General features: G+C 52.7%; 8 protein-coding genes. 5 read left to right on the top strand and 3 right to left on the bottom strand.

All coding sequences use genetic code 11. The features are described from left to right. Nucleotides 1–9: 9 nt before the first annotated feature. The gene (locus K8W53_RS21255) at nt 10–2,439 is read right to left on the bottom strand and encodes a DMSO/selenate family reductase complex A subunit (protein ID WP_023224116.1); all 2,430 of its coding nucleotides are present in this window, start codon (nt 2,437–2,439) and stop codon (nt 10–12) included. 355 nt (nt 2,440–2,794) lie between these two features. On the opposite strand from K8W53_RS21255, the gene K8W53_RS21260 reads away from it, so the two are divergent. The 5 genes from K8W53_RS21260 (at nt 2,795) to fumA (ending at nt 8,954) form a co-directional block, all read left to right on the top strand. Next, the gene (locus tag K8W53_RS21260) at nt 2,795–4,426 is read left to right on the top strand and encodes a sensor histidine kinase (protein WP_000682902.1); all 1,632 of its coding nucleotides are present in this window, start codon (nt 2,795–2,797) and stop codon (nt 4,424–4,426) included. Beyond that, entirely contained in the window at nt 4,423–5,142 is a 720-nt protein-coding gene (dcuR, locus tag K8W53_RS21265) for a two-component system response regulator DcuR (RefSeq protein WP_000611307.1), read from the top strand. Before K8W53_RS21260 ends, dcuR begins: the two co-directional genes overlap by 4 nt. A gap of 316 nt (nt 5,143–5,458) precedes the next feature. Then, a complete protein-coding gene (locus K8W53_RS21270) occupies nt 5,459–5,725 on the top strand; it encodes a hypothetical protein (RefSeq protein ID WP_001530565.1) in 267 nt (88 codons plus the stop codon). A 146-nt stretch (nt 5,726–5,871) separates the two neighbouring features. Further along, nucleotides 5,872–7,212, top strand: coding sequence for an anaerobic C4-dicarboxylate transporter DcuB (dcuB, locus tag K8W53_RS21275; RefSeq protein ID WP_023205263.1), 1,341 nt, complete (start codon nt 5,872–5,874; stop codon nt 7,210–7,212). Nucleotides 7,213–7,307: 95 nt separating this feature from the next. Then, entirely contained in the window at nt 7,308–8,954 is a 1,647-nt protein-coding gene (gene fumA, locus K8W53_RS21280; protein ID WP_000037190.1) for a class I fumarate hydratase FumA, read from the top strand. Nucleotides 8,955–9,042: 88 nt separating this feature from the next. On the opposite strand, the gene melB is transcribed toward fumA, so the two are convergent. Then, nucleotides 9,043–10,473, bottom strand: a complete 1,431-nt coding sequence (gene melB, locus K8W53_RS21285; protein WP_023224115.1) for a melibiose:sodium transporter MelB — start codon at nt 10,471–10,473, stop codon at nt 9,043–9,045. A gap of 83 nt (nt 10,474–10,556) precedes the next feature. After that, nucleotides 10,557–11,912, bottom strand: a complete 1,356-nt coding sequence (gene melA / locus K8W53_RS21290) for an alpha-galactosidase (protein ID WP_001527488.1) — start codon at nt 11,910–11,912, stop codon at nt 10,557–10,559. Between the last annotated feature and the right edge of the window lie 6 nt (nt 11,913–11,918).

The raw sequence follows: 11,918 nt of genomic DNA on the forward strand, positions 1-11,918 counted from the left end.
CATCACTCCTTAAGCGCGTTTAATTTCAACCAGATTGGTATGCTGCGGATTGCCTTTCGCCAGCGGCGAAGGATGGTGGCTGGTCAGCGTATTGATACAGCCGCCGACATCAACGCCGTTGCCGTCAAGCCGCGTCCACGCGCCCTGTGGCATCGCCGCCACGCCGGGTAAAATGCGCTGGGTCACTTTACAGGGAAGCTCCACCACGCCGCGGTCATTGAATACATGCACCCGATCGCCGGACTTCAATTGGCGGGCGCTGGCGTCAATCGGGTTAATCCAGACTTCATCCGGCACCGCCTCATGCAGCATCAGCACATTGCTGTAGGTCGAGTGGGTATGCCCTTTGGTATGGAAGCCGCTTAACTGCAACGGATACTTCGCCGTCAGCGTTTTGTTAAGGTGCGACTCTTTCGCCGGACAAAATTCCGGCAATGCGGGAATTCGCTCGCCTTCTGGCAACGTCCACGCTTGCGCCAGATCCGCCAGCGCCTGGGAGTAAATTTCAATTTTGCCCGACGGTGTGGAGAGTGGATTAGCCTCGGCGTCGGCGCGGAAATCGGCAAACGCAAGGCTCTGCTGCTCGGTCGCGATACGCTGGTCAATCACGCCCATCTCTTTCGCCACGCTCCACTCCGGCAGGTATGGGCGTTTCTCACGGATCTGCTGATAGTGCATCTCCGCCCACTGCGCCTGAGTTCGGCCCTCGGTATATTGCTCGCGCAGTCCAAGATGCCCGGCGATATCCGCGCAGATGTCATACGTGCTGCGCACTTCCCACATCGGTTTAACGGTTTTCTGAATCGCAATCATATAGTTATGCGATCCCGCCGCATAGGAGCTGTCCACCAGGTCTTCCGCCTCAAGATAGCTGGTCTCCGGCAACAGCAGATCCGCATACATCGCGCTGGGCGTCATATGGTTTTCAATCACGATAATGGTTTCACACAGCGATTCATCCGCGAGAATTTGTCGGGTGCGGTTCGTTTCGCCGTGCTGATTCAGCAAGGTATTACCGGCCTGGTTGAAAAACAGCTTAATCCCGGTTTTTAGCCTGTCCGCGCCTTTCACGCCCATTGTCGTCGCGGTCATTTTCTCCGGATGCTGAATGGCGTCCGTCCACAGATAGCAAGGAATAGAGGTTGTGATCGGATTCTTACCGACGGGCAACAATGGCACGCCATACGGCGTACCGTAAGGCCAGTTGCCATTGTTGGTGCCGGGCCGCCCGAAGTGGCCGGTTAACGCTGGCAGCGTCTGAATAGCACGCACGGTTTGTTCGCCGTTGGCATGACGCTGCGGACCCCAGCCCTGGCAAATATAGCAGGCGCGCGCCGAGGCGATTTCGCGCGCCAGTTGGCGAATACGCGTTGCCGGAATTCCGGTGATATCCGCCGCCCATTCCGGGGTTTTCGCGATACCGTCATCGCCCGTGCCAAGAACATAATCTTTATAGCTGGCGTTAGGCGCAGCCGTGTCCGGCAAGGTGCTACGGTCATAACCGACGCAATAGCGGTTTACCAGCGCCTCGTCGAGAAGCTGTTCGGTAATCAGCGTATGCGCTATGCCGGCGACTAACGCAGCGTCCGTGGTTGGGCGAATCGGTAGCCATTCGGCGTGTTCGGTAATCACCGAATCGGTATAGCGCGGATCGATAATAATGACCCGGGCTTTCGAGGTCTCCAGCGCCCGGCGCAGCTCTTCAACCTGGCCGCCGCCGGACATCCGCGTTTCTGAGAGATTCAGGCCAAATAGCACCACCAGATCGGAATGCGCGATCTGCGTAAAATGGCTACCGACATAATCACCGTGGGTATAAGGCGTGGCGGTGGCGATTTGCGCCGTGGAATAGGTGTTGTGATAATTTAAATAACCGCCGGTGAGATTTAGTAATCTTATCCAGGCGGGTCTGCCTTGCGTGTGATAATACGCGCCGGATTGATAATTATAATAAATAGCTTCCCGGCCATATTGTTCGCTAACGCGCGTTAATTCCGCCGCAATAAAGGCTGTGGCCTCATCCCATGAAATACGTTTAAATTTTCCTTCGCCGCGTTTTCCCACTCTTTTCATCGGATACTTAATGCGATCCGGGCTATAAACGCGCCAGCGACTGGAACGCCCGCGCAGGCAGGGACGAATCTGATGCTCGCCGAATACCGCGTCATCTTTCGCGTCTTCCGGTTCAATACGCACAATGCGATCATTTTTCACGATAACCTTAAGCGGGCATCGACTGCCACAGTTGACCAGACAGGCGCTGTGCCTGACGGTTTCGCCGTTGGCATCCTTCGGTGTCGGGGTATCCTGCGCCTGGGCAGTGGTAGCAAAAGGCAGCGTAATCGCCTGGCTTAGCGTCACCGCCGCCCCTACTTTTGCGGTAGCGACAATAGCATCACGTCGGGTTATGGTTGTGTTCAGCCATTTTTTTATTTCCATTTTTTATTTCTCACATTGCTTCCATAATTATTCATAATATGTAATGAAAACTAATCATAATAGATTAAATATTAGCGCTGATTGATTGTGATCAAACGCATTCTGAACGTCAGTAAAAATAAAATGTGATACCGCATACGTTATTATAAAAATTAATGAAAAATTATTTTATGTAATTCTGATGAAAATAAATTACCCATCACGGTATCCGGCGATATTAATTAACGACATGAGCAGGTAGCGCGCCCTGCAAGACCAGACGGGCTTTTCAACACTGGAGCAACATCGCCTATGCCTTTGAATTAGACGCCTCATCAGGGATAATAACCTTACGATTCGTCCGCTCAGGTCCACTATGAAACACTCCCTGCCATGCCGGGCGTTACGCAAACGCCCCATGAAACTCGGCACTACCGTCATTCTGATGGTCAGCGCCGTTTTGTTTTCGGTGCTCGTTGTGGTCCATCTGATCTATTTTTCGCAAATCAGCAGCATGACGCGCGACGCGCTGGCAGATAAAGCGCTGGCGGTGGCTCGCTCGCTGGCGGACTCTCCGGCAATTCGCGAGGGGCTGAAAAAACCGCCTGCGGAAAGCGGCATTCAGACGCTCGCCGAAGCGGTGAGCCAGCATAATGGCTTTTTGTTTATTGTGGTGACCAATATGCAGGGCATCCGTTATTCGCACCCAGAAACGCAGCGAATCGGTCAACCGTTCAAAGGCGATGACATTCTGCTCGCACTGCAGGGAAAGGAAAACGTTGCCATTAATCGCGGCTTTCTTGCCAAAGCGCTGCGCGTTTTCACACCGGTTTATGATGAACGCCACCGGCAGATCGGTGTGGTAGCGATTGGCCTGGAACTCAGTCACGTTACGCAGCAGATCAACAATAGCCGCGGCAGTATTATCTGGTCCATTCTGTTCGGCGCTCTGGTGGGGTTATTAGGCACGTATGCGCTGGTCAAGGTGCTAAAACGTATCCTGTTTGGCCTCGAACCCTATGAGATCTCAACCCTGTTTGAACAACGCCAGGCAATGCTGCAGTCAATCAAAGAGGGCGTTATCGCCGTGGATGATAGCGGCGAAGTCACGTTAATTAACCATGCGGCGCAGGCGCTGCTCGATTATCGAAAAACGCAGGATGACGCCAGATTATCCACCCTGAGTCATGCCTGGTCGCAGGTGGTGGACATTAGCGAAGTGTTGCGTGACGGTACGCCGCGCCGCGATGAAGAGATCATCGTCAAAGGCCGCCTGCTGCTGGTGAATACCGTTCCGGTGCGCAGCAACGGCGAAATTATCGGCGCGATATCCACCTTCAGGGATAAAACAGAAGTTCGCCAACTGATGCAGCGGTTAGACGGGATGGTGAACTACGCGGATGCGCTCCGTGAACGATCCCACGAATTCATGAACAAATTACATGTGATTCTGGGATTATTGCACCTGAAGAGTTATAAGCAGCTTGAAGCGTATATTATCAAGACGGCCAATAACTATCAGGAAGAGATCGGTTTGCTGCTGGGTAAAATAAAGTCGCCGATTATCGCTGGCTTTTTGCTCAGTAAAATTACTCGCGCCTCTGATTTCGGGCACAGCCTGGTGATAAGCAGCGACAGCCAGTTACCGGATAATAACAATGAAGATCAGGTTACGGTGCTGATTACGGCGCTGGGCAATTTGATTGAAAACGCGCTGGAAGCGTTGAGCCAGGAATCCGGCGGCGAAATCAGCGTCTCGTTACACTACCGTCATGGCTGGCTGCATTGCGAAGTGAGCGATGACGGTCCGGGTATCGAACCTGAGCGCATCGAGGCGATTTTTGAAAAAGGCGTCTCGTCGAAAGGCGCCGAACGCGGCGTCGGTTTAGCGCTGGTTAAACAGCAGGTTGAAGCGCTTGGCGGCGTAATTTCCGTGGAGTCCGAGCCTGGGATCTTCACACAATTTTTTGTACAGTTACCCTGGGATGGAGAAAGGACCAGCCTATGATCAATGTATTAATTGTCGATGACGATGCGATGGTCGCGGAGTTAAATCGCCGCTATGTCGCGCAAATCTCCGGTTTTCATTGTTGTGGAACCGCTTCGACGCTGGAAAAAGCGAAAGAGTTTATCTTCAACAGTGAAAATCACATTGACCTAATCCTGCTGGATATCTATATGCAGCAGGAAAACGGATTGGATCTGCTGCCTGTCCTACACAGCGCAGGCTGCAAAAGCGACGTTATTGTCATTTCTTCTGCCGCTGACGCCGCTACCATTAAAGATTCGCTTCACTACGGCGTGGTGGATTATCTGATCAAGCCTTTTCAGGCCACGCGCTTTGAAGAAGCGCTGACCGGCTGGCTACGTAAGAAAACGGCGATGGAAAAACGCCAGTATTACGAACAGTCTGAGCTTGACCTGCTCATTCACGGTAATTCATCCAGCGAGCAGGAGCCTCGTCGGCTACCAAAAGGGCTGACGCAGCAAACGCTACGCACCTTATGCCAGTGGATTGATGCGCATCAGGAGCAGGAATTTTCTACCGACGAGTTGGCCAACGAAGTGAATATCTCGCGCGTCTCCTGCCGTAAATATCTCATCTGGCTGGTGAATTGCCATATCTTGTTTACCAGTATTCATTACGGCGTGACCGGCAGGCCGGTTTACCGCTACCGCGTTCAGCCGGAACATTACTCTTTACTGAAACAATATTGTCAGTAAGGATACCGCATAAAGCCGACGCGAAGCGTTATATCCTGGTAACATTTATTATAACAATGCCAATAAAAACGCTATCACATTAATAACAAACCTGGGAAATTGTGTCAGATCAAATATACTCAACCCAGGCCTGTTAACGTTATTTTCTATTATTACAGCGCTCTGCGCTGTTTTTAATTTCAAAACGCTAACAAAAGTTAATTAAGTATTATCCCATGCCGAGAGTGTGTATTTTTATTAAAAAAGGGATTTGTCCGGAATTTTCCTGACACTTAAATAAAATTATGTTTGTAGCAATGGAGCTTGTGCTACGCCTATGGACAATACGTATATTGGTGAGCAGATACGCGTCTCCACACGCCATACTAATAATTTAAAAAAATGGCGTGACAATGATCACATAAGTCACATTCTGTTCGCTTTATCTCGTGATTTACCTGATGGCGAGACACAAAAATTAAAGAATAAACGCCTGTTTTTAAAACAGACAAATCATAATTTACTGCTCTCGCTGACTCCACCTGCCCATCGCCAGAGGGTACTCCCCTCTGAACATCACCATCGCAAGAAAATAATTACTTAAAGCAACTCTGTAAAAAGCTTAATCGTTAATCGTCGCCACTGGCGCATTGAATATTCGCCATTTCCTGATGCTCATTCACACAAATCAGAAGATGACTGTGATCCATTTATCAAAATTGACTGGGTTTATCGCGAGGATAAATAAAAATGTTATTTAGTATACAGCTTCTCATAATATTAATATGTCTGTTTTATGGCGCCCGAAAGGGCGGGATCGCGCTCGGGTTGTTGGGCGGTATTGGTCTGGTCATTCTGGTGTTTGTTTTCCATCTCCAGCCAGGTAAACCGCCCGTTGACGTAATGCTGGTCATTATCGCGGTAGTCGCCGCGTCGGCAACGTTGCAGGCGTCAGGCGGGCTGGATGTGATGCTGCAGATTGCCGAAAAGCTGCTGCGTCGCAACCCCAAATACGTCTCTATTGTGGCGCCGTTCGTCACCTGTACCCTGACGATTCTGTGTGGGACAGGCCACGTGGTCTACACCATTTTGCCGATTATCTATGACGTGGCGATCAAGAATAATATCCGTCCGGAACGTCCAATGGCGGCCAGTTCTATCGGCGCGCAAATGGGCATCATCGCCAGTCCGGTTTCCGTCGCCGTGGTTTCTCTGGTAGCGATGCTGGGCAACGTGACATTTGCCGGAAAACATCTGGAGTTCCTCGATCTGCTGTCGATCACCATCCCGTCTACCCTGCTCGGTATCCTGGCAATCGGTATTTTTAGTTGGTTCCGCGGTAAAGATCTGGATAAAGACGAAGCGTTTCAGAAATTTATTTCCGTACCGGAAAACCGTCAGTACGTGTACGGCGATACCGCGACGCTGCTGGATAAAAAACTGCCGAAAAGCAACTGGCTGGCGATGTGGATCTTCCTGGCGGCGATTGCCGTGGTCGCTCTCCTGGGCGCGGACTCCGACTTACGCCCAACCTTCGGCGGCAAACCGTTGTCGATGGTGCTGGTCATTCAGATGTTCATGCTGCTGACCGGGGCGCTCATTATCATTCTGACCAAAACCAATCCTGCGTCTATCTCAAAAAACGAAGTTTTTCGTTCCGGTATGATTGCGATTGTCGCGGTATACGGGATCGCCTGGATGGCGGAAACCATGTTCGGCGCGCATATGTCGGAAATTCAGGGCGTGCTGGGCGAAATGGTCAAAGAGTATCCGTGGGCCTATGCCATCGTTCTGCTGCTGGTCTCCAAGTTTGTTAACTCCCAGGCAGCGGCGCTGGCGGCGATTGTTCCCGTCGCGCTGGCTATCGGTGTCGATCCGGCGTATATCGTGGCCTCTGCGCCGGCATGTTATGGCTACTATATCCTGCCGACCTACCCAAGCGATCTGGCGGCGATTCAGTTTGACCGTTCCGGCACAACCCGTATTGGCCGCTTCGTCATTAACCACAGCTTCATTCTGCCGGGTTTGATTGGCGTGAGCGTCTCCTGCGTCTTTGGCTGGATCTTTGCCGCAATGTACGGATTCCTGTAATGGCCGCGCGCGCCGCCCGGTTATGCGCGGCGCGCGACTTAGAGTCTGGCCCATGAGGCTCTTAATACATTTTCTTACTATTAGGCTGGAAGCACATGTCGAAAAAAGAGTTTATCTATCAGGCGCCTTTCCCGATGGGAGAGGACAAAACAGAGTATTATCTGCTCACCTCCGATTATGTCAGCGTCAGTGAATTCAACGGAGAATCTATCCTCAACGTTGAGCCGCAGGCGTTAACGTTGCTGGCTCAGCAGGCCTTCCATGATGCGTCTTTTATGCTCCGTCCTGAACACCAGCAGCAAGTCGCCGCCATTCTCCATGACCCCGAAGCCAGCGAAAACGACAAATATGTGGCGTTGCAATTCCTGAGAAACTCCGAGATCGCCGCCAAAGGCATTCTGCCGACCTGCCAGGATACCGGCACGGCGATTATCATGGGTAAAAAAGGCCAACGCGTCTGGACGGGCGGCGGCGATGAAGCCGCGCTATCCAAAGGCGTGTTTAATACCTATATCGAAGATAACCTGCGCTACTCGCAGAACGCGCCGCTGGATATGTACAAAGAGGTCAATACCGGCAGCAACCTGCCAGCGCAAATCGATCTCTATGCCGTCGATGGCGACGAGTACAAGTTCCTTTGCGTGGCGAAAGGCGGCGGTTCAGCAAACAAAACGTATCTCTATCAGGAGACCAAAGCGCTGCTCACCCCAGGCAAGCTGAAAAACTTCCTCGTTGAGAAAATGCGCACGCTGGGCACCGCGGCCTGTCCGCCATACCATATCGCCTTTGTCATTGGCGGCACCTCGGCGGAAAGCACGCTGAAAACCGTTAAACTCGCCAGCACCCACTATTACGACGCGCTGCCGACGGAAGGTAACGAGCACGGCCAGGCATTCCGCGATCTCCACCTGGAACAGGAACTGCTGGAAGAAGCGCAAAAACTTGGCCTCGGCGCCCAGTTCGGCGGGAAATATTTCGCCCACGATATTCGCGTAATTCGCCTGCCGCGTCACGGCGCTTCCTGTCCGGTGGGGATGGGTGTCTCCTGCTCGGCCGACCGTAACATCAAAGCGAAAATCAACCGCGAAGGCATCTGGATCGAAAAACTGGAACACAATCCGGGCCAGTATATTCCGCCAGCGCTGCGTCAGGCGGGCGAAGGCGACGCGGTGAAAGTCGATCTCAACCGTCCGATGAAAGAGATCCTCGCCCAGCTATCGCAGTACCCGGTCTCGACTCGTCTGTCGCTGACGGGCACCATTATCGTAGGTCGCGATATCGCCCACGCGAAGCTAAAAGAGCGTATTGAATCCGGCGAAGACCTGCCGCAGTATATTAAAGACCATCCCATCTATTACGCAGGTCCGGCAAAAACCCCGGCAGGTTATCCATCTGGCTCATTAGGCCCCACCACCGCAGGCCGAATGGACTCTTATGTCGATCTACTGCAATCCCACGGCGGCAGTATGATCATGCTGGCGAAAGGCAACCGTAGTCAGCAGGTCACGGATGCCTGTAAAAAACATGGCGGCTTTTATTTGGGCAGTATCGGCGGCCCGGCGGCGGTACTGGCACAGCAGAGCATTAAGCATCTGGAGTGCGTCGAGTATCCGGAACTCGGCATGGAAGCTATCTGGAAAATTGAAGTAGAAGATTTCCCGGCCTTTATCCTGGTGGATGACAAAGGCAACGATTTCTTCCAGCAGATTGTCAGCAAACAGTGCGCTAACTGCGCGAAATAACCTGGCAGGCCCGGCGTTCTCCCGGGCCGCGTTATCGGTTAATTGCCGGATGGCGCTACGCTTATCCGGCCTGCACGAGAGACCATGCTCACGCTTTTACATCGCTGGTCGCTACCACAGAAATCGCCGGGCTATCCGGCTGTTCGACGAATGGCGGCGTTTTCCGGTATTTATCCAGCAGGTGGATCTGAATCTTGCGCAGCATATCGCCGTTCAAACGGTAGTAGCGGAAGTAGAGAACCAACGTCATCATGAAAAACAGTACCGGCAGGACAATCATAATAAACTGCATCCCCTGCAGGGTTTGCGCAGACTGCGCCACGTTCGGCGTGTAGCCAATCAGCCCCAGCACCAGAGCGATAAAGAACGCCGCAAACGCCGAGCCGCCCTTCACAACCATCGTCTGTACGGAATAAGCGATACTCTCGCAGCGAATATTGAGCTTAAATTCCCCATAATCGACCGTATCCGCCACCATGATTACCTGAAGCACCCAAAAGAGCGCGGTCCCGATATTCAGGAAAATACCCGCCGCCACGATTAAAGCGGCATTATGGACATCCGCCAACGCCATCGCGAAGAGCCCTGCGCAACTCAGAACGGGCATCACGGAGGCGCCCGCCCACAATATCCGCCGCGATAACATTTTCACCAGCCGGGGGAAGACAATCAGCGTCAACAGATTCGCCGCGCCGGCGTAAGAAAGGTAATAGGGAAAAAGATCGGCATCGCCAATCACATAGGTGAAGTAGTAGATCGCAAAGCCATTGATCATATTGGAGGCAATGTTATACGCCAGCGCCATTCCCAACAGGCAAGAGAGCTGCTCGTTTTTGTATATCAATCCAACGATCGTTTTTAACGTCAGATGTGGGCGGCTCGCCGTTACACCGTTGTCGGAGGAGTACACCTCATGTACGTTGCGTAATGTCACGATAGTCGAGGCGATAAAAAACGCAATCAGTACCAGCGTAAACATCTGAAAGCCGAACCCACGATCCGCTCCGCCAACGTAGTTCACAAACGGCAGCGTTATACCGGCAGTGACGAAGCCAGCCAGACTGGCGAAGAAACGCGGGAACGGCACCAGTTGTTCGCGTTCTCGTTTATCAAGTGTAATGGTCGGCACCAGCGACCAAAATGGGATATCCATAATGGTATACGTCATGCCCCACAGGATGTAAGTTACGCAGACAAATACAACCTGCGCGGTTCCCTCAAAAAGATGGGCGCTGAACAGCAGGAAAAGCACCAGCGAATTGGTTAAGGTGCCGATCAATATCCACGGCTTAAATTTCCCCCACCGCGAACGCGTGGCGTTGACAATCCAGCCCATGATGGGATCGTTTATCGCATCCCAGATTCGCGCGACCAGAAAGAGGGTGCCGACGAGGCCGACCGAGAGTCCCACCACATCGGTGTAGTAATACATCAGGTACATATACACAATGCCGATGGCGAAATCCTTACCAAACGCACCAAACCCGTAACTCAGCTTTGTTGTCAGAGAGATGCTCATAGGGTACCGGGTCGCTGTTACCAGCGCCCGCCTTCTGTTAGTAGAGGTTAAACGCCGGATCTGCCGTCCAGCGCGGCTGGAGATTAACGGCGTAACCAGGCCGGAAGCCAGTCGCCATGCGCGGCGATCAGATCGTCAACCAACGCATAGATTTCTTCGATACCCAGCACCGCTGCGGTATGAGGGTCCATCATCGCCGCGTGATACACGCGATCGCGGTTTTCCGTGAGGATGGCTTCGGTCAACAGCGTTTGCACGTTGATGTTGGTCTGCATCATCGCCGCCAGATGAGAAGGGATCGTCCCCACCTTCGTCGGTTGAATGCCGTTGGCATCCACCAGACAAGCCACTTCCACGCAGCTTCCCTGCGGCAGGTTATCAATCAGCCCCTCATTACGCACATTGCCGTAAATCACGCTCGGCTCGCCGGTCCACAGAGCGTTCATAATGGTGCTGGCGTACTCGCGGGACGGTTTGATGTCGATACGCTCGGCGGTTTTATACTCCTCCAGTTCTTTATGCCAGTTCGCCAGTTGTTCTACGCAGCGTTTCGGATATTCATCCAGCGGCACCTTGTAGCGCGCAATCAGATCTTCGCGTCCCGGTTTAATAAACCACGGCGTGTACTCGGCAAAATGCTCTGATGACTCGGTGACAAAGTAGCCCAACTTTTTGAACATCTCGTAGCGCACGATGTTCTGGCAGCGTTCATTGCCGTGAATATTGGGCTTCGGCGCCTGTCCGGCGTCATAGGCCGCCAGCAATTCAGGATAGAGATCGACATAAGTCCCGTCAGCCGTTTTGCGCTCCAGTTCGAGGTAAAACGCCATGTGGTTAATGCCGGCGCAGCGGTAGCGCAACGAGGCGGGATCGATATTCAGGTCGCGCGCCAGTTCTTCCGCCGTTCCCTGTACCGAATGGCACAGGCCGACCTGTTTGATATGCGGATAGCGGGCATACATCGCCCAGGTATTCATCGCCATCGGGTTGACGTAATTGAGCATGGTGGCCTTCGGACAGACTTCCGTCATGTCTTCGCAAATCCGCCACAGATGCGGGATGGTCCGCAGCGCGCGCATGATGCCGCCCGGCCCCAGCGTATCGGCGATCGTCTGTTCCAGGCCATGACGCTTACAAACCTCAAAATCGGTCACGGTGCAGGGTTCATAGCCGCCAATCTGAAAGGCGACCACCACGAAATCCGCATCCTGTAGCGCCGCTTTCTGGTTGGTATGGCAGGTAATCCGGCCAGAAGCGCCCGCTGAGTCCATCAGTTTCCGTACCACAATGTGCGACTCTTCCAGCCGGGTTTCGTCAATATCCATCAGGGCGACATGCGCTGATTTTAGCGCCTCGCGATGAAACACATCGCCGAGGATATTTTTAACGAAAATCGTAGAACCTGCGCCGATAAAGGTAATTTTGGGTGCCGTCATCATGACTCT

The organism is Salmonella sp. A29-2 (genome assembly GCF_020150755.1).
In the GTDB taxonomy this organism is placed as follows: Bacteria; Pseudomonadota; Gammaproteobacteria; order Enterobacterales; family Enterobacteriaceae; genus Salmonella; species Salmonella enterica.

Excerpts from the sequence above, each read along its gene's own strand:
- K8W53_RS21255 (WP_023224116.1), bottom strand. The coding sequence starts at position 2,439 with ATGGAAATAAAAAAATGGCTGAACACAACCATAACCCGACGTGATGCT.
- K8W53_RS21260 (WP_000682902.1), top strand. The coding sequence starts at position 2,795 with ATGAAACACTCCCTGCCATGCCGGGCGTTACGCAAACGCCCCATGAAA.
- dcuR (WP_000611307.1), top strand. The coding sequence starts at position 4,423 with ATGATCAATGTATTAATTGTCGATGACGATGCGATGGTCGCGGAGTTA.
- K8W53_RS21270 (WP_001530565.1), top strand. The coding sequence starts at position 5,459 with ATGGACAATACGTATATTGGTGAGCAGATACGCGTCTCCACACGCCAT.
- dcuB (WP_023205263.1), top strand. The coding sequence starts at position 5,872 with ATGTTATTTAGTATACAGCTTCTCATAATATTAATATGTCTGTTTTAT.
- fumA (WP_000037190.1), top strand. The coding sequence starts at position 7,308 with ATGTCGAAAAAAGAGTTTATCTATCAGGCGCCTTTCCCGATGGGAGAG.
- melB (WP_023224115.1), bottom strand. The coding sequence starts at position 10,473 with ATGAGCATCTCTCTGACAACAAAGCTGAGTTACGGGTTTGGTGCGTTT.
- melA (WP_001527488.1), bottom strand. The coding sequence starts at position 11,912 with ATGATGACGGCACCCAAAATTACCTTTATCGGCGCAGGTTCTACGATT.